20 protein-coding genes are annotated in these 18,946 nt (G+C 42.6%); 16 read left to right on the top strand and 4 right to left on the bottom strand.

Annotated features, from left to right (window positions below; all coding sequences use genetic code 11):
- Positions 1-63: 63 nt before the first annotated feature.
- From NLP_RS10080 to NLP_RS10070, 3 genes are all read right to left on the bottom strand, one after another.
- Positions 64-1,179, bottom strand: a complete 1,116-nt coding sequence (locus NLP_RS10080; RefSeq protein ID WP_158680327.1) for a sensor domain-containing diguanylate cyclase — start codon at positions 1,177-1,179, stop codon at positions 64-66.
- Between the two features lie 648 nt (positions 1,180-1,827).
- Positions 1,828-2,058 (bottom strand): DUF6737 family protein, encoded by a 231-nt coding sequence (locus NLP_RS10075; RefSeq protein WP_104906287.1) that lies wholly within the window; start codon positions 2,056-2,058, stop codon positions 1,828-1,830.
- Between the two features lie 59 nt (positions 2,059-2,117).
- On the bottom strand, positions 2,118-3,737 hold the full coding sequence (locus tag NLP_RS10070; protein ID WP_104906286.1) for a cyclic peptide export ABC transporter: 1,620 nt from the start codon (positions 3,735-3,737) through the stop codon (positions 2,118-2,120).
- A gap of 339 nt (positions 3,738-4,076) precedes the next feature.
- Between NLP_RS10070 and NLP_RS10065 the strand changes: the two genes are divergently transcribed.
- The gene (locus NLP_RS10065; RefSeq protein ID WP_199784794.1) at positions 4,077-5,732 is read left to right on the top strand and encodes a B12-binding domain-containing radical SAM protein; all 1,656 of its coding nucleotides are present in this window, start codon (positions 4,077-4,079) and stop codon (positions 5,730-5,732) included.
- Between the two features lie 432 nt (positions 5,733-6,164).
- On the opposite strand, the gene NLP_RS10060 is transcribed toward NLP_RS10065, so the two are convergent.
- Complete coding sequence (locus tag NLP_RS10060) at positions 6,165-6,545, bottom strand: hypothetical protein (RefSeq protein ID WP_104906285.1); 381 nt, start codon at positions 6,543-6,545, stop codon at positions 6,165-6,167.
- A gap of 226 nt (positions 6,546-6,771) precedes the next feature.
- On the opposite strand from NLP_RS10060, the gene NLP_RS10055 reads away from it, so the two are divergent.
- From NLP_RS10055 to NLP_RS09990, 15 genes are all read left to right on the top strand, one after another.
- Positions 6,772-7,572: an SDR family NAD(P)-dependent oxidoreductase gene (locus NLP_RS10055; RefSeq protein ID WP_104906284.1), complete on the top strand. Its 801-nt coding sequence runs from the start codon at positions 6,772-6,774 to the stop codon at positions 7,570-7,572.
- 189 nt (positions 7,573-7,761) lie between these two features.
- A complete protein-coding gene (locus tag NLP_RS10050) occupies positions 7,762-8,940 on the top strand; it encodes a zinc-dependent alcohol dehydrogenase (RefSeq protein ID WP_104906283.1) in 1,179 nt (392 codons plus the stop codon).
- 239 nt (positions 8,941-9,179) lie between these two features.
- The gene (locus NLP_RS10045) at positions 9,180-9,785 is read left to right on the top strand and encodes a CDP-alcohol phosphatidyltransferase family protein (RefSeq protein WP_104906282.1); all 606 of its coding nucleotides are present in this window, start codon (positions 9,180-9,182) and stop codon (positions 9,783-9,785) included.
- Between the two features lie 51 nt (positions 9,786-9,836).
- The gene (locus NLP_RS35505) at positions 9,837-9,965 is read left to right on the top strand and encodes a hypothetical protein (RefSeq protein ID WP_267894913.1); all 129 of its coding nucleotides are present in this window, start codon (positions 9,837-9,839) and stop codon (positions 9,963-9,965) included.
- Between the two features lie 106 nt (positions 9,966-10,071).
- A complete protein-coding gene (locus tag NLP_RS10040; RefSeq protein WP_104906281.1) occupies positions 10,072-10,374 on the top strand; it encodes a type II toxin-antitoxin system HigB family toxin in 303 nt (100 codons plus the stop codon).
- On the top strand, positions 10,355-10,771 hold the full coding sequence (locus NLP_RS10035) for a helix-turn-helix domain-containing protein (protein WP_104906280.1): 417 nt from the start codon (positions 10,355-10,357) through the stop codon (positions 10,769-10,771). The genes NLP_RS10040 and NLP_RS10035 overlap by 20 nt, the downstream gene beginning before the upstream one ends.
- A gap of 67 nt (positions 10,772-10,838) precedes the next feature.
- Positions 10,839-11,231 carry a hypothetical protein gene (locus tag NLP_RS10030; RefSeq protein ID WP_104906279.1) on the top strand — a complete coding sequence of 131 codons (393 nt, stop codon included), beginning with the start codon at positions 10,839-10,841 and terminating at the stop codon, positions 11,229-11,231.
- A gap of 123 nt (positions 11,232-11,354) precedes the next feature.
- Positions 11,355-12,077 carry a 2OG-Fe(II) oxygenase gene (locus NLP_RS10025; RefSeq protein ID WP_104906278.1) on the top strand — a complete coding sequence of 241 codons (723 nt, stop codon included), beginning with the start codon at positions 11,355-11,357 and terminating at the stop codon, positions 12,075-12,077.
- 104 nt (positions 12,078-12,181) lie between these two features.
- Positions 12,182-12,940: a phosphocholine cytidylyltransferase family protein gene (locus NLP_RS10020; RefSeq protein WP_234017269.1), complete on the top strand. Its 759-nt coding sequence runs from the start codon at positions 12,182-12,184 to the stop codon at positions 12,938-12,940.
- A 165-nt stretch (positions 12,941-13,105) separates the two neighbouring features.
- Positions 13,106-14,761 carry a phosphoenolpyruvate mutase gene (gene aepX / locus NLP_RS10015; RefSeq protein ID WP_104906276.1) on the top strand — a complete coding sequence of 552 codons (1,656 nt, stop codon included), beginning with the start codon at positions 13,106-13,108 and terminating at the stop codon, positions 14,759-14,761.
- A gap of 23 nt (positions 14,762-14,784) precedes the next feature.
- Positions 14,785-15,183 (top strand): hypothetical protein, encoded by a 399-nt coding sequence (locus NLP_RS10010; RefSeq protein WP_199784793.1) that lies wholly within the window; start codon positions 14,785-14,787, stop codon positions 15,181-15,183.
- A gap of 1 nt (position 15,184) precedes the next feature.
- Positions 15,185-16,363: a phosphonopyruvate decarboxylase gene (aepY, locus tag NLP_RS10005; protein WP_104906275.1), complete on the top strand. Its 1,179-nt coding sequence runs from the start codon at positions 15,185-15,187 to the stop codon at positions 16,361-16,363.
- Positions 16,364-16,405: 42 nt separating this feature from the next.
- Positions 16,406-17,494 (top strand): 2-aminoethylphosphonate aminotransferase, encoded by a 1,089-nt coding sequence (locus tag NLP_RS10000; RefSeq protein WP_234017268.1) that lies wholly within the window; start codon positions 16,406-16,408, stop codon positions 17,492-17,494.
- Between the two features lie 247 nt (positions 17,495-17,741).
- A complete protein-coding gene (locus NLP_RS09995; protein ID WP_104906274.1) occupies positions 17,742-18,218 on the top strand; it encodes a hypothetical protein in 477 nt (158 codons plus the stop codon).
- A gap of 266 nt (positions 18,219-18,484) precedes the next feature.
- Complete coding sequence (locus NLP_RS09990; RefSeq protein ID WP_104906273.1) at positions 18,485-18,871, top strand: endonuclease domain-containing protein; 387 nt, start codon at positions 18,485-18,487, stop codon at positions 18,869-18,871.
- Positions 18,872-18,946 lie beyond the last annotated feature (75 nt).

The raw sequence follows: 18,946 nt of genomic DNA, 5'->3' as shown, positions 1-18,946 counted from the left end.
CAATAACGAATCTCGATTTTTATTAGCACTACTCTTACTTGCTTAATCTTCAGACAGGATGATTCATGTAAGAGATTGCCGTTTGAGACGCTTGTGAGCATACATTAATTCGTCAGACTTAGCAATTAGTTGTTCTAGTGACATATTGCTCTCTGGTGAGTAACGCTCTATGCCCATACTCATCGAAAGTTTATAGCTACGGTTTTGCTGTTGATTAAAGTTAGCGATATTTGTTTGTAGACGCGCTTGGATACTATCAGCGTCCTTAAAGTAGCTATAAATGAAAACAATGAACTCATCACCACCCAAGCGGGCAATAATATCTGAGTTCCGAAAACTTTGCCTAAGTAATCGACCAGCATCAATAATCAAGGCATCTCCCATGTCATGACCAAGGGTGTCGTTAATCTGTTTTAGTCCATCTAAATCAATGAACATAACCCAGCAAAACTTTTTCATGCGGTGAGCATTTTTCAACTGCTTTGCAGCCATTAGGAAGAAACCACGTCGGTTATACAAACCTGTGAGTTCATCAGTCAGCGATAACTGTCTTCCTTCGATCTCTGCTTGTTTGCAGTTACGAACTTCCTGAATGAGTTCCATTTGAGCGATCGCCTGACGACTTAGGCGGCGCAGTGCATCTAACTGCTGGTAACTTAGGTGATGAGGAATGGTATCGAGAACACACAATGTCCCAATTGGAAGACCATCAGGCGTAATTAGAGGGACACCAGCATAAAAACGAATTTTGGGATTACCTTTGACTAAGGGATTGTTATTAAAGCGATCGTCTTTAATGGCGTTGGGAACCACTAATATATCCTCTGGTTGAAGAATGGCATGGGAGCAAAAAGACCCATCTCTAGGTGTTTCGCTACTTTTTAGTCCAACCTTAGATTTAAACCATTGGCGATCGCTATCAACTAAGCTAATTAAAGCAATTGGAGTTTTACAAATGTAGGCAGCAATAGCAGTTAGGTCATCAAATGCTTGTTCGGGTAGGGTATCTAGAATATTGTAGTCTGCCAGCGCTTTGAGCCTTTCTGCTTCATTGTCAGGTAGAGGAACAGCTTGGGTTTTCACAGATGAGTGTCTAAGCCTTAGCCAGGAAAGTTTGGGACGCTGGAAATTTTGGAACAACCGCAGCATTATTTTTCCAGCAATAAGGCTGCGTGACATAAATATCTCTGCAACGAAAATCAACATTCGGTTGAATATACAGAAATATTCTATTACATGATGTTCTTCATGCCTTTGGTTTGCTCTGTTGTTCATGTCACCCTAACTTTCCCTGTGCAAATTCCCTAAGTATCTAGATACTTACAAGGTCTTTTGCCCACAGCCAGCTTAAAAAATATCAATTTTAGCTAAAAATTATCAAAACTTATTATATTGTTAGAGTTCTCTATCATAGATTGATGTTTTTGATACTACTAATTTGTTTATACCTAAATTCCGAGGATTAGAAACTGTTTCGGAGAACTTCTTCTCACGGCATTGCTGAATTAGGGGATGATTTCGCACAATTTATAACGAATTGTCCAATGGTTTCAACCGCCAATTCATCCCGCATTTATGCAACGCCCTTCTCACAATTTGCTTGAACGATCGCTTAATGCAGCACAGTCTTGCTCATCTCTGCACGTCTACGCAGAGATGATACGAGTCCGGTTAAAGAGCGATCGTTAAGACCATAGGGGTTAGATGGAAGGGGTTTTTGAGATTTTTGCATAGATTCGGGAATTATAACTAATTAGCTGGACGCGATCTGAGATGCTGAATCTCTGAACACGCTGGACTAATTTCCAGCATTACATCAAGCTCAAACTACTCTTTATACGACTCCAAAATTCCACTGCGAATCATTAGTTGTGGCCAAAACAACACAAAAAATACCATCCACGTTCCTATAGGGATGGAAACGAGAACTGTTAGCCAGATAGTTTTAAATAGTAACCAGCTACCACCAATCAGTGTTACACCTGTGAGAACTATAGACCAGGGTTGACACCACCAAGGTTTGTAGTTCCAAGGATTTATGGGCTTTTGTTCAGACATTAGTTTTATTTAGTCAAACTCCAAATATTCTTTTAACAATTATGAATTGTTTTGACAGATTAAGTTTTATCGTACTCTATTTTTCCATAGTCAAGTTTGATAATTCGGTCTGCTAAATGAAAATAGCGATCGTCATGGCTAATCACCAGCACTGTTTTACCCCGCGATCGCAGTTCTGGGAGAAGTTGAGTGTAGAATATTTTCTTGAATACTGGATCTTGATCGGCTGCCCACTCATCAAATAGATAAATTGGTCGATCTTCCAAGTAGGCTGTGAGTAAAGCTAGCCGTTTTCGTTGTCCTTGAGAAAGAGCAGTTGTAGAAATTTGTCCATTTTCAATTTTCACCTTATGGTCTAGTTGCAGTTGTTGTAAATATTTTGTCGCTTGAGCATCCAAGTGATAATTTTTTAATCCCAATAGTTCTTCAAATAAATAAAAGTCGGAAAACACTACGGAAAAATGCTGGCGATACCATTCTCGATTCTCTTCACTAATTAACTCATCATCAAACCAGATTTCGCCGTTTTCTGGGACATAAAGCCCAGTAATTAGTTTAGCTAATGTAGATTTACCGCTACCATTACCACCGACAATGAAGACTAATTCTTGAGGATGCAGTGTCAAGTCGATGGGGCCAAAAATAAAGCTATTGTCTTCTTGCTCTGTGTAGTAAGTATGGGTAACACTTTTAAATTTTAAGCTGTGCCAGTCAGATTTCAGAACAGGTGGAACAGTTGATATTTCACTTCGACTAGCTAGAGATAAACCCAGTGACTCAATTTTTTGTAAAGCAATGCTAGCTTTGCTTAAGAGAGGAAGTTTACTGATGATGTTATCCATTGGTAACACCAAGTAAGTGAAGGTCAAAATGTAGCCAGAGAGAGTTTCGGGATTGATGGTAAGCAGATTAGGCAGTACAAATAGAACAAAACCGAGAGCAAAAAAGAATATCAGTTGACCCCAGCTTGAAGTTACGGCAAAAAGGGTTAGACCGTTAACGTTGTGATGACGGAACTCGTTAGCAGTTGATTGCAGCTTTTCTTCTAAAAAATCTTCACGCCGCCTGTAGTTTAGTTTGAGTTCCTTGACTCCTTCAGTGATGGTGCGAAAATGTTTAAATAGATGATCTTCATCTTCACGAGCTAGGGTCAGCAATTGCCCGCCTCTATTGAGTAGCCACTGACAACTAGCGATCGCAACTACTGAAATCCCACAAACCATCAGCAGTACTAACCAAGAAAGCCAGGTTATATACGTTATACAACCCAAGACGATCGCTAAATTAATAAAAATGAAAGGCATCTGATAAACAGCATTAGCCACCGCCTGAATGTCTTCTGTTAAAGTTGCTAATAATCGAGGATTCCCTAAGCGTTCTAGATGACTCAATTCAGAAGCGAGAATCTGGCGACTCAAATGCATCCGTAATTGTAAGACTGCATTCTGAGAAAGACGAATCAGCATCACTTGAGAAATGATACTGGTAATTAATGCAACTATTGCCAGCCCCGCAAAACCCCAAATTATCGATGTGAGACGAGAAGCAGTACCGCTACTTGCAGCATGACTAATTAAGGCAATCAAGCCAGCACTACTACCGCCACTCAAAAATCCGGTAGCGATCGCCATCGCTACCATTCCCCATGAAGAACGCAAAAGAAAGTAAATCAAATTCATGACAAATGCCTATACCCAGTTGGATACAACAAAAAATGAAAATCTCTCTTTTTATGTCCCATCCGCGATTTCCATAATAGTTGTTTGCCAACCAATTAAATTTGCATTACTAGGGTAGATTTTCTATTTTACCAGTTAAACTCCCCTTCAAATATGACGATGAATCAGGCACAAAGCAAGATAGGGCGATTTATAATCATTAGGACTTTGCTTTGAGCAAAAATACATTCCTAATTCCTTCTGCCTCCTGCCTTTCTTTGGTAAGCTAGTTGGAATTACAGCTAATTATGTCAATAAACTGTCAAATTACCTGCTCAGTTTTCCAGGGTGAAATTTGCGATGACTGTGAATTTAAAGTCTTTAGAGAACCAAATTAATCTAGCGGCCGATTCTAAAACCGCTCCTGTGACTCAAGGAACCCGCTACGTTCCTTCGCACCATCGACGCATTCTGTGTATCTTTCCCAAATACAGCCGCTCCTTTGGTACTTTTCATCACGCCTACCCACTCATGGGTAATGTCCGGGCTTTTATGCCACCCCAAGGTATTTTAATTGTGGCTGCCTACTTACCCAAAGAATGGGAAGTCCGGTTTATTGATGAAAATGTCAAAGCAGCAACCAGGGCTGATTACCAATGGGCTGACGTGGTGATTGTCAGTGGAATGCATATCCAAAAACCACAGATTAATCAAATTAACGAACTTGCCCATCGAGCCGGGAAAATTACCGTTGTGGGTGGCCCCTCGGTATCTGGGTGTCCAGAATATTATCCTGAGTTCGACATTTTAAATTTGGGTGAATTGGGAGATGGAAGCGATCGCATGATCGAGTATCTAGACCAAAACTCGCAACGTCCCCAAACGCAAATTCGCTTTGAAACCAAGGAACGTTTGCCCCTAACAGAGTTTCCCACCCCAGCTTATCATTTGCTGAATATCAATGATTATTTCTTGGCAAATGTCCAGTTTTCTAGTGGTTGCCCTTATCGCTGCGAGTTTTGTGATATTCCCGAACTCTACGGCAATAGTCCCCGGATGAAAACACCAGAGCAAGTAGTCGCCGAGTTAGATGCAATGCGACAATCTGGCAATTTGGGAGCAGTGTATTTTGTCGATGATAACTTTGTTGGCGATCGCCGCGCCGCCATGAAGTTGCTTCCTCATCTGATTGACTGGCAAAAACGCAATGGTTATCCCATCCAGTTTGCCTGTGAAGCAACGCTCAACCTAGCTCAAAGTCCCAAACTGCTGGAGATGATGCGCGAAGCTTATTTCTGCACCATCTTTTGCGGTATCGAAACACCTGAACCAAATGCTCTCCATGCGATTTCCAAAGACCAAAATCTGAGTATGCCAATCTTAAAAGCGATTCAGGTTTTAAATAGCTATGGCATGGAAGTAGTATCAGGAATCATCATCGGCTTAGATACAGATACACCAGAAACAGCAGACCGAATTATCGAATTTATTCGGGCATCGCAAATTCCCATGTTGACAATTAACTTACTTCATGCCTTACCGAGAACTCCTTTATGGCGGAGGTTAGAAGCAGAAGGACGACTTCTCTTTGATGAAAGCCGCGAATCAAATGTTGAGTTTTTGATGCCCTACGAGCAAGTTATCGAGATGTGGCGGCGCTGCATTACAACAGCTTATGAGCCAGAATTTTTATATGAGCGGTTTGCTTACAACATGGAACACACCTATCCAAACCGCATCGAAGTACCTAACAGCCCAGCTCGCACTTCTGGGGCTAATATTCGCAAAGGTTTAACTTATTTAGGGAATATTTTGCTGCGGATAGGCATATTTAGTAACTATCGTCAGACTTTCTGGAAAATGGCCAAGCCAGCACTAAAAGCGGGTGATATTGAAAACTTGATTCACGTTGGACTTGTCGGGCATCATTTGATTAAATTTGCCCAAGATTGTGCCAAAAACGAAGAATCAGCTTCGTTCTATTCCCAAAAAATCCTCACCAAAGTTCGTAGTTAACTGTCAATATTAGGTACTAATCATCGATTGCTACAAGTGCTACATCTAAATTTGATAGCTCACGCATAATACAGAGTTAGAGTTTGTTGCAAATAGGGCTAAGGCTTTGTTTAGATATTTTGGAAAAAATTGACTATCAAAGCTAGCTAAAAGTCCTATTTCACCATTGCTATAAGAATCAGATTTGATTTATGAAAAACTCTAAGTATGCGTAGGGTGCGTTACGCTACGCGATAACACACCAAAGTCTTCGGATGGTACGTTAGCCAGAGGCATAACGCAACGCCAGTTGCTACAACGGATAGCGCAGCGTTAGCGTGTCATCGAGCGTCGGGAACCTCCGCAACGCACTGGCTCCCCTACGTATATTTCACAAATCAAATCTGAGTCCTATATGTGATTGTCACTACTTAGTTAGCATTTCATTAATTCTTAGCTAATTACAGCTATTTTCAGGTAAATAGACCACGCGGTAGGGGCGCAAGGCCTTGCGCCCCTACAACAGATGTGGTTCAAATACTTGAATTCTGCTGTAAATTTGGCAATGGCAATGCGTCCCTCTGCAATGGCAATGCGTCCCTCTGCAATGGCAATGCGTCCCTCTGCAATGGCAATGCGTCCCTCTGCAATGGCAATGCGCCCCTCTGCAATGGCAATGCGCCCCTCTGCAATGGCAATGCATCCCTTTGCAATGGCAATGCATCCCTCTGCAATGGCAATGCATCCCTCTGCATTTAAAAACGATACGATTTTATGCAAAAGCGTACTTAGTCCATTAAAATCTGAGGTTTGCCAGAGGTAGAAGTTAAGCACAGTCTATCCGACTAAATGAAGGCTAAAAATATATCCAAAACTCCATAAAAGTAACCTTAAAGACACAGGAGCGATATTTCCTGGGAAAGACGTAACTACACTGCTGCCTCTCTAAGATTATAAGAATTGAAAGTCTACAGTCCACGCAGACGGTCTGGTAATGAGACAGAAGCTTGCCAAGACTTAGGAGCGTGGAGCAGTTATATAGGAGTTTGAACAAACGGTTATGAACAGTTCTTTGACCCGACCCCTTGCTGTCGTGACGGGTGCCTCAAACGGCATTGGCTACGAACTTGCCAAACAGTTTGCCCAAAACGGCTTTGACCTTCTAGTCACAGCCACCGGATCGAGTATCAACGAAGCTGCTCAAGCTTTCAAGGATCTAGGTGCTAAAGTTGAGACGGTGCAGGCTGATCTCGCTACCTATGATGGTGTTGAAACACTTTACAACCAGATTAAAGCAACTAACCGAGCAGTGGATGCGATCGCCATCAACGCGGGTGTTGGTGTGAGCGGCGACTTCGCTCGTGAAACTGACCTGAAGGATGAACTCAATCTGATAAATTTGAACGTTGTATCGTCTGTCCATCTTGCCAAACTAGTTGTAAAAGATATGGTTGAGCTTGGCAAGGGTCGAATCCTTTTCACATCGTCGATCGCCGCTTTGATGCCCGGCCCGTTTGAGACAGTTTACGCCGCCTCTAAGGCGTTTGTGCATTCTTTTTCAGAGGGGCTACGCAGTGAGTTGAAGGATACAGGTGTTACCGTCACCGCACTCATGCCCGGGCCGACTGATACCAATTTCTTCCACCGTGCGGATATGGACGACACCAAGGTAGGCGCAGATGAAAAGGACGATCCGGCTGAGGTCGCCAAGCAGGGTTTCGATGCCTTGATGGCAGGTAAGGATGAGATCATCGCAGGTTCGCTGAAAACGAAGCTTATGGGCACAGTGAGCAAAGTCTTACCTAATACCGTCAAAGCTGAATTGCATCGCAAGCTTAGTGAGCCTGGATCAGGCAACTAGTAATGGCAAGCGATCGCGTCATTAAGACAATTCTCTTTCCCCAGGATGTTGCTCTGCCAACTACTTGTCTCAACGATATCCGCATTGACGCTCAACCAGTTTTGCTGTAGTGAACTGGCTTTGCCGAAAGGTAATTGACAAAAGTTTTGGTAGATCCATTTCACTATTATTAAAAGGAAATTTCAACAGATGAAAGCAGTTTGCTGGCAAGGTACTAATAAAGTAGAAGTCGAAACCGTACCCGATCCCAAAATTATTAATCCGCGTGATGCTATTGTTAAAATCACGTCAACGGCGATTTGTGGTTCTGATTTACATCTTTATAATGGCTACAACCCGACGATGCAAAAGGGTGACATCCTGGGTCATGAATTCATGGGGGAAGTCGTTGAGTTGGGGAGAGCTGTCAAGAATGTAAATATAGGCGATCGCGTTGTCGTCCCCTTTACGATTTCCTGCGGCTCATGTTTCTTCTGCAATCGGGATTTATGGTCGCTGTGCGATAACTCCAATCCCAACGCTTGGATGGCAGAAAAAATGCTGGGTCATTCTCCATCGGGTCTTTTTGGCTACTCTCATCTCACAGGCGGCTACGCAGGAGGTCAAGCCGAATATGCCCGCGTTCCCTTTGCCGATGTTGGTTTGTTCAAGATTCCAGATGGACTGACAGACGAACAGGTTTTGTTTCTGACTGATATCTACCCCACTGGATACATGGCTGCGGAAAACTGTGATATCCAGCCTGGAGATACTGTGGCGATCTGGGGCTGTGGCCCCGTAGGGCAATTTGCGATTAGAAGCGCCTTTCTTCTAGGTGCAGAGCGGGTGATTGCAATCGATCGCGTTCCTGAACGCCTCCAGATGGCAAAAGCTGGTGGGGCAGAAATCCTCAACTATGAAGAAGTCGAGGTAGGTGAAGCCTTGAAAGAAATGACAGGTGGACGCGGCCCCGACTCGGTAATGGATGCAGTGGGTATGGAAGCTCACGGTTTGGGTTTGGAAGGCTTCTATGACAAGGCCAAGCAAGCAGTACGTCTAGAGACTGATCGCCCCAATGTGCTGCGTCAAGCGATCGTTGCCTGTCGCAAAGGCGGCACTGTATCCGTTCCCGGTGTTTACACTGGTTTTGTAGACAAGATACCGATGGGGGCTTTCATGAATAAAGGCTTGACCATGAAAACGGGACAAACACACGTTCATCGGTACTTACGTCCGTTGCTCGATCACGTTCAAAATGGTAATATCGATCCATCATTCGTGATTACCCATAGTCTGCCGCTAGATCAAGCACCGCACGGCTACGAAATTTTCAGCCACAAGCAGGACAACTGTATCAAGATTGTACTCAAGCCTGGTCAGTCCACCTAAAACCTTTTGATGCGCCCACGGCTTTAAGCCGTGGGATTCATGCGTAGAACAACCCCTATCTACTCGACTCAGGTCTAACCTTAGTCTTGTGCTTACTTTTAATTGCTGTAATCCTAGTGTCAAGCTATATGGACATCTTAAAACCGCCAGTTATTAAATAAAAATCTATATCTATAAGTAGATGTGGTACTTTACAGTGTTATGGATATTAAAAGACCATATCAAATTCAAGTTGATCTATGACCACAAAGCCTTGGGATGCTCAACTTGCTCACTGGCTAGTTCAACCTCTAAAAGACAGTTGGGTAAGCCCCAATCATCTCACCACAGTGCGACTTGTAAGTGGTTTGGCGGCTACCGTGGCGATTGCAGTTGGCGATACCATTTGGGTTAACATTGGGGCATGGCTATTTGCTTTATCCAACTTTCTCGATCACACAGACGGCGAATTAGCTCGTTTGAGTGGGAAAAGCAGCAAATGGGGACATCAGTATGACCTTGCTAGTGACGCTATCATCCACATTCTATTGTTTGTGTGTATTGGATATGCTCTTAGAGAGGGAAAATTTGGTTGGTGGGCGTTGGTGATGGGGATAGTATCTGGCGTGTCTGTTGCTTGCATCTTTCATTTGCGAAACCAAATGGAACAGCGTTTAGGTAAAGACGCCAGCCGTCAACCAAATTTCGCTGGTTTTGACATTGAAGACGTGCTGTATTTGTTTCCCATCGTTCCCTTACTGGATGGACTAGAACCGTTATTAATAGCAGCGACAATTGGTGCGCCAACCTTTGCAGTATGGGTAATTTGGCAATTTTGGAAACTCCCGCACCCAGAATCAAACTAGTAACGGCGCATTGGGTAGAAAGCTAATAAAACAGGCTTTTTAGGTTATTGAATGCATAATCAAATTTTGCGATCGCATATAGCGAGTGAGTACGCCATCGCACTTTCTAAACTTGGTAACAAATATCTTTTTACGAAAGTCTACCGTTATTGGGGTAAAGCGAGAAACCCTAACTATTAACCTCTTGACACCGACTTAGCAAATTGCTAACTTATAAATTGAGCTATCACTTACTTACAAGCAAAGGAATTTTTTATGATCTTTACACTAATAAAATTCATTTATTATGCACATTGTTTCTACCACAACACTGAAACTTTTTTATCAAAAGTATCCTGAAGCTGAGTCTAGTTTACGTGGTTGGAACAAAATTGCAAAATCAGCCAAGTGGCAGAATATACTTGAAGTTCGCCAAGCTTTTAACTCTGCCGATCCAGTAGGTGAACTTACAGTTTTTAATATTCAAGGAAACAAGTATCGACTTATTACTTATATTGACTATCAAAGCAAAAAAATATTTATTCGTAACATAATAACCCATACAGAGTACGATACCGACAAGTGGAAAAATGACCCTTGGTTTAAATAAACATCCTACCTATATTGAGCTACTGCAAGCATTTCCTCCTCGTCCTATCAAGACTGAGGAAGAGTTATTTGCCACTCAAAAAATTATTGATTCTCTGATAGACAGTGCCCCACTAACATCAGATGAAAAAGATTATCTTAATATTTTAGGCACTTTAGTTTATGAGTATGAACAAACGCAGCAGCCCGTGCCTGATATTTATGGAGTAGATTTACTTCAAGTTTTGATAGAAGAAAATGGGCTACTTCAAAAAGATTTAGTACCCATTTTCAAAACAGAATCTATTATATCGGCCATCTTGAAAAAACGGCGTAAGCTAACAACCAGACACATTGAAGAACTGGCAGAATTTTTTCATATTTCACCTGCTGCTTTCTTCCCAAATTATCTTGAATAACTCGTTTTTGGTTTTTTGAACTAATATAATCATATTATGTTTTTAGGAAACCTTACTCTTTTAAAATATGAGATACATTGCTGCTTATATATGTGGGGAAAATGACCCTGTTAAGTGCCAGGTAACTACTTCTGATGAATCTTCTTACACTTTTAGTCCTGGGGATAAATGCAGAATTGTCCCAATTTACCCTACTTCTGAAGATCAAAAATATTTTGGGCTTATCGGCACCTTTACTGGGCTGAGACATTCCCCCGGAAAGGTTTACATTGAATTTGAAGGCAGAGAATTTGCAGGAATAAATATTTATAATATGGTTGCACCACAATACTGCTCGGTTAAGCCTCTTTTAGGCATTATAGACAACGATATTTCAAGGGTTTCAGCCTACTTTCTTTCCTTAACCAAGCAGTATTGGGTTGCACCAAGCCTTTTTGGATCAGCCCCCAGATCACGCTAGAATCTTGCTAAAAACTTTATTAAGTCTAAAAGTGCGAGCGCCTACGGTGGGCGGATACGCCATCGCGCTTTCATAAACATGGTATCTTGATTTTTGCAATCCTGTATTAGTATCAAACTATCAATGGAGCTTCAAACTGAAATTGATAAAGCGATCGCAGTTGTTGATTACCAGAAACTTCAAGCTGAGTTTCAAGCTCAAAATGAATTTTTGGTAGTGGAGAACTTTGTCCCTAACTCCATCATCGAGCAGTTCTTGGCGTTATTGCCATCTTTGGAACCTGCTATCAACCGCAACTATATTCCCAATCATAAAAAGGGCGGTAGTATTAGCCGCTATAGCTTAGACAGCCTCGCTCCGATTTTCGGAGAGTTTTATCAACGCAGTGCCTTTTTTGAGTTCCTCAACAAAATAACCGCAGAAAAACTCCTTCCCTGTCCTGATGCTGATCCCCATACTTATGCGCTGTATTATTATACTGAGCCTGGAGATCATATTCAGTATCATTACGATACCTCTTACTATCACGGGAAACGCTATACAGTCTTGCTTGGATTAGTTGATAATTCATCCAGTAAGCTGGAATATCAACTTTACAAGGATATTCCAGAACGGGAGACACAAACGCGATCGCTCTCCATAACCCCTGGTACTCTAGTCTTATTCAATGGTGACAAACTTTACCACAGAGTTACTCCTTTGGGTGAAAATGAACAGCGCATTGTCTTAACTTTAGAGTACGTCACCGACACGCGTATGGGTATGGTAAAACGTTTTGTCTCGAATATGAAAGATGCGATCGCCTATTTTGGTTTTCGCCAAGTGTTTCGCCGTTGGGGTAACTAGATTAAGAATTAATTAACAAATATTATCTTGAGCAAAAAGCAGTCATCATAAAATACTGGGAAAACTTCCAGATTTCCTGGTGTCATAGCTTTGTTGGTGACTTGATGATGAAGGCAATTATATTAGCTGCCGGCGTTGGCCGACGCTTAGGTAAAGATGGGCAAAATCAACCCAAATGCTTACTGAAATTTAACGGCAAATCTCTATTAGAGCGCCATTTGAACTATCTCCGTTATTACCAGATTGACAAAGTAGTGATTGCTGTGGGTTATCAAGCACAAAAAATTCAGGAGGAAATCAAAGCATTAGGAGCGGAAAATTGGGTCAGTACAGTTTATAATACTGACTACACTAAAGGCAGTACGATCAGCCTTTGGACTGTACGTCAGCATTTAGTTGCTGGCGATGACATATTATTAATGGATGCAGATGTGTTGTGCGATCGCCGCATCATCGAACGACTGGTAAAGACAAATATCCCCAACAGCTTTTTACTAGATCGAGATTTTGAACCGGGAGATGAACCCGTAAAGCTTTGTGTTAGAGATAATTATCTAATGGAGTTTCGTAAACAAGTAGCTCCTGGTTTAGTTTACGATTTTGTCGGTGAGTCGGTGGGATTCTTTCGCTTTGGAAGTCCTGTTGCTCACCGTCTTGCTACTCGCACAGAACAGTATGTTGCAGACGGACGCGATAATGAACCTTATGAAGAAGTAATTCGGGATCTGCTCTTAGAAACTCCAGAAACATTTGGCTACGAAGACATCACTGGATTACCTTGGCTCGAAATCGATTTTCCCCAAGATATTCAACGTGCCCAAAATGATATTTTACCTCAGATAGAAGTCGCAGAAAATGTTTGAAAATATTTTCATTGATAGCGGTTTTGGTTTGAATGCATTACAGTTTGACCTCTCTCCTAAAAGGAGAGAGGCTTTGAATCTTACCCCCCAACGCTAGTAGGGAAGGGGCTGGAGGTTAGGTCTGTGAGAACCGCTATATTATATAGGTTGAAAAAAGCAGAATAAATGCATCAAATATTTGCACCCATTGATACCGCTGCAAAATTAAATAAGTGTGCCCAATTGCGGCTATTACTAGAATCGCCTCAACTCGACTTCATCATGGAAGCTCACAATGGGATTAGCGCCCGGATTGTGGAAGAGGCTGGATTTAAAGGAATTTGGGCGAGTGGATTAGCCCTTTCGGCTCAATATGGCGTTCGAGATAATAATGAAGCCAGTTGGACTCAAGTTGTAGAAATGCTGGAGTTTATGTCTGATGTCACCAGCATCCCGATTTTATTAGATGGAGATACCGGTTATGGCAACTTTAATAATATGCGTCGCCTGGTCAAAAAGTTAGAACAGCGAGGTATTGCTGGAGTCTGTATTGAAGATAAGCTTTTTCCCAAAACCAATAGCTTTATCAACGGTAGTCGCCAAGCCTTGGCTGATATTGATGAATTCTGCGGCAAAATTAAAGCAGGTAAAGATAGTCAGACAGACCCAGATTTTTGCATCGTCGCCCGACTCGAAGCTTTGATCGCTGGGTGGGATCTCTCTGAAGCAATGCGCCGAGCTGAAGCTTACCACGCAGCCGGAGCAACCGCCATTCTGGTTCATAGTAAATCATCGCGTCCTGACCAAGTGTTAGCCTTTGCGAAAGAGTGGGCGGGTCGTTCCCCGTTAGTGATTATACCGACCAAATATTACAGCACGCCTACTGATGTTTTTCGCAAAGCTGAAGTTAATTTGGTCATCTGGGCAAACCATTTGATTCGAGCTGCTGTTGCTAGTATGCAAGCGATCGCGCGTGAAGTGAAAGCTAGTGAAACTTTAATCAACATTGAAGATGATATTGCGCCTGTAAAAGAAATTTTCCGGCTACAGGGGGCGGATGAACTCATAGAAGCCGAAAAACGCTACTTCAACAATGGACGACAAAATACCCAAGCGATCGTTTTGGCTGCTAGCAGAGGCCAAGAGTTAGCAGGGTTGACGCAAGATAAACCAAAAGTCATGTTACCCCTTGGAGGTAAACCTCTACTCAGGTTGTTGGTGGATAAATTTAAGAAACTTGCCATCAACGATATTACAGTGGTCGCAGGTTACAAAGCAGAAACTATAGATGTTGTCGGGACTAAAGTCATCTGCAATCCAGATTATGAAACAACAGGAGAATTAGCATCCTTAGCCGTAGCTCAAAGTAGCTTCGGCGAAGAGATGCTGGTGCTTTACGGCGATTTACTATTTAGAAGCTACATCCTGCGCGATTTATTAGAATGTCCCGGAGAAATTGTGGCTGTAGTTGATTCTGTGGCTAACACCAAGTCTGTTAGCGGTTCACCTGACTACGCCTATTGCTCAATTCCCGACGATCTTTCTTTGTTTGGACAGGATGTTAACTTGTTGGACATTTCTAAAACAACACAAACGCAATTAGGAAACTCTAGCGGCCGATGGATTGGGATGCTGCGGTTGCGGAGTCAAGGTAGACAATGGGTTAGTGAAGCACTCAATGAGTTGCAAAAACGACCGGATTTCAATAGTTTGGGTTTGCCAGAATTATGCAATTATTTAATCGAGCAAGGAAAACCGATCAAGGTGCTTTATATTCGCGGTAACTGGTTAGATGTTAATTCTTTGGACGATCTTGACCTTGCTTTTCAATTAAAACAATAGGAGTGGGGCATTGTGCATTAGGCATGGGGAATTGTGAGGCTGAAGTTTTGGGTTCTGAGGCTGAAGTTTTGAGTTCTGAGGTCGGAGTTTTGAGTTCTGAGGCTGAAGTTTTGGGTTCAGAAGTCGAAGGTTTGAGTTCTGAGGCTGAAGTTTTGGGTTCTGAGGCTGAAGTTTTGAGTTCAGAAGTCGAAGTTCCGAGTTCAAAGGTCGAAGTTCCTAGTTCAGAAGTCGAAGTTCCGAGTTCAGAGGCTGAAGTTTTGAGTTCAGAGGTCGAAGTTCCGAGTTCAGAGGTCGAAGTTCCGAGTTCAGAAGTCGAAGTTCCGAGTTCAAAGGTCGAAGTAATAATCTTTCCTATCAACTCTCCAGTCCCCAATCCCCCTTCTTCACTCTCTACTCCCTACTCCCCACTCCCCATCTCTTAATATGATCCAGGCAGAAGAATTTGTAGAAGCTGCGCGTAATCTTGGCTTTGGCTGGTACACCGGTGTACCCTGTTCTTTTCTCACGCCTTTTATTAATTACGTCATCAATGACGTTCAACTTAAATATATCTCCGCAGCCAATGAGGGAGATGCTGTAGCGATCGCAGCTGGAGCAGCAATTGCTGGAAAACCTGCTGTGGTGATGATGCAAAACTCTGGTTTGGGAAATGCAGTTAACCCGCTAACTTCCCTCACTTATATCTTTCGGATTCCACTGCTGCTGATTTGTACTCTAAGAGGCGATCGCCTGTTGCAAGATGAACCGCAACATCAATTAATGGGGCAAATCACAGAGAAATTGCTGCAAACAATGACTATACCTTGGGAATTTTTTCCCACAGACGCAGCAGAAATAGAACCCGTTCTGCAAAGAGCCACAGCCTATATGCAACAAGAACGCTGTCCTTATGCTTTAATTATGCGTAAAGGAGCGATTGCACCCCATGCACTCACTCGTTCTTCTATCCCCGAACGAGAAAATAGTAGTAGCGCTCATATTCAGCAAAGCTTTTTTCGGGATAATAAAGAACAACGCATTTCTCGCAGCGAAGCATTAGCTCGGATTGTGGAACTTACCGATCCAGAAAACACTGTAGTAATTGCCACCACTGGATATACGGGACGTGAACTCTTCGCCAGTCAAGACAGCGCCAATCATCTTTACATGGTCGGCTCGATGGGCTGTGCTTCCTCTATGGGATTGGGATTATCCTTAGCACGTCCAGACCTCAAGGTAGTAGTGATTGATGGCGATGGTGCAGCATTAATGCGAATGGGTAATTTTGCCACTATCGGCACTTATGGCGGTGCTAACTTGACCCATATTCTTTTAGATAATGAAGTCCACGATTCCACAGGCGCACAAGCCACCGTCTCTGCGGGTATCTCCTTTGCCAAAATTGCCGAAGCGTGCGGTTACGGCGTTACATTAGCTGGAGATGACCCAGCGATTTTAGATGTCTTATTTACCGCAGATGCTAACACTAGACCTAAATTCGCTCATTTAAAAATCCGTCCAGGGACTTTAGAAAAGCTACCCAGACCCAACCTCACCCCGGAAGAAGTTTTACAACGCTTCATGAAACATATTGGTTCTGACCTTATAATTCCTAATTCGTAATTAATGAATTCAAAGTACAAACTCTTAATTTATTAATGACAAATGACAAATGACAAAATGATTTTACTAAATCCCGGCCCTGTCAATTTGAGCGATCGCGTCCGAAACGCCCTGCTGCGTCCCGATTTGTGTCACCGTGAAGTGGAATTTTCTCAACTTCAAAGCAGAATCCGCGAACAATTACTTCAAGTTTATGATCTTGGAAGCGATTGCTGGGTAGCAGTTCTCCTCACGGGTTCTGGAACCGCAGCGATGGAAGCGATGATTAGCAGTCTAGTACCCACAGATGGGAAATTACTAGTAATTGAAAACGGTGTATATGGCGAACGACTATCTAAAATCGCCAAAATCCACGGTATTAATTACATAACACTTTCCCATCCCTGGAATGCCGAAATAGATATCAACGCTTTAGTCAAACTCCTGGATGAAAACACCGACATCACCCACCTTGCTGTCGTCCATCACGAAACTACTACTGGTCGCTTAAATAATTTGGCGGAACTTGCGCCAATTTGCCAAGAACGCGGTATCAAACTATTAGTAGATGCAGTCAGCAGCTTTGGTGCTGAGGAATTAAATTTTGCAGATTGGGGAATCACCGCTTGCGCTGCGACAGCGAATAAATGTCTGCATGGTGTCCCCGGAGTGTCCTTTGTCATCCTGCAACGAGATGCACTGCCGTCAGTAGACACCATTCCCCGCACCTTATATTTAGATTTAGCAACCTATTGCCAGCAACAAGACCGAGGCGGCACACCTTTTACGCAATCAGTACAGACATTTTATGCCCTAACAGAAGCTTTGCAAGAAATGGCAGAAGCAGGAGGGTGGCGTACCAGACACAGCCATTACAACCAACTTGCCAGCTTAGTCAGAGACGGGTTAGCCTCAATCGCAATTAAACCCCTACTTCCTCTTGGCAGTTCATCCGTTGTCTTGAATGCCTACTATCTGCCAGACGGTTTCAGCTATGAGGAATTTCACGACCAACTGAAAGCACGAGATTATATTATTTATTCTGGACAGGGAAATTTAGCTCAATCTATCTTCCGAGTCTCGACAATGGGAGCTATTACCCACGCTGACATGGAACGCTTTGTTGTTGTTGTTAAAGAAATTATTCGGTAAACTGACTCTTCACTTCAGAAACCTCCCGAAATTACTACTTTGATTCGTGGGCTTGAGCAGTTTGAATCGACCTTTTTTGGCTGGGAACTCGCTCTGGGCAAACTTGTGTGTACACCGTAGCCTAAAAGGAGAGAGAAATAGAAGTGAGGTTTTCCAGATATTGTGAAAAGTCAGGTTGACGTTGAGATGTGCGATCGCATTTACCAATGGGAATCATAACAAACAGATTTACCACAGTAAATATCCAATGGCTTACCAAAACATTACCGCCTCCCTTTCTCTAGCAGATATCCAAGAAATTAAAGCAGCCTTTGCGACTATTGAAGCAAAGTTACCTTTTCTCGTGACTCTAAGTGCAGAAGAACGACGCAACTTATTTAAGATGGGCGATAAAAGACTAGCTTTTGTCAACACTAGCCTGATTGCTGCCCAGTCGAACCGAGAAATTCTCCCAGCCAGTTTTGATTTAGACGAATTTGTGCGGGATTATCAACTAGCCGCTAACCTCACCGAAGTTTTGATTGGACTGCGACAACTGACAGAACAAGTAGATGATACCCTAATGGCAGTCGGTAGCGAAGCAATGGGTAGCAGTTTGACAGTTTACGACTACGTGAAGACTGCTGCAAAGAAAACTCCAGGGTTAAAAACTATTGCCGAACAGTTAGGCGAACGGTTTAAAGCTATAAAAAGTAAACCTGCTAAAACTGCTGTCGATTCTTAAAGAATTTTTTAAAAGCCTTTAGTGATGTAGCAAATACTTTGAGATCCCCCTAAATCCCCCTTACAAAGGGGGACTTTGATTCTAGTTCCCCCCTTTTTTAAGGGGGGTTAGGGGGGGATCAAAACGTTAACTGAACCCTATTGCTTTAAAAAGGGTGACTTTGACTCCGGTTCCCCCCTTTTATTAAGGGGGGTTAGGGGGGATCTCTAATGACTATGCACCAAAACCTACGCAGTATTAGGTAGGGGGTATAAACACTAGAAAATATGACAAACAAACTCAATAGCAGCAATCACCATTTACCTTACAATCCAAAGCTTGTAGAAAGAGCGAAAGAACTTCGTAAAAATATGACCCCAGCAGAAAAAAAGCTGTGGTATGAATATTTGAGAAATTTTCCATTTCGGGTTTTAAGACAACGACCGATTAATCATTTCATAGTTGATTTCTACTGTCCGACTTTAAAAACAGTGATTGAAGTTGATGGGGATAGCCATTTTACAGATGAAGGTCAAGATTACGATCTGGAGAGAACAAATATTTTGGAAGGCTATGGTTTAAAGATTATTAGGTTTACAAATAGTCAAGTTTTAAATCACTTTCATAGTGTGTGTGAGCAGATACAGCATCTGATCTCCCCTAGCACCCCTTAAAAAGCTACGGTGTACACACAAGTCTTCTAGAGTTGCGCCAGAGGCTTTTGATCCCCCCAACCCCCCTTAAAAAGG

The sequence above is a fragment of the Nostoc sp. 'Lobaria pulmonaria (5183) cyanobiont' genome, from assembly GCF_002949795.1.
GTDB lineage: Bacteria > Cyanobacteriota > Cyanobacteriia > Cyanobacteriales > Nostocaceae > Nostoc.
Note: the sequence above shows the minus strand (reverse complement) of the source record. Positions and strands in the feature narration are given on the sequence as shown.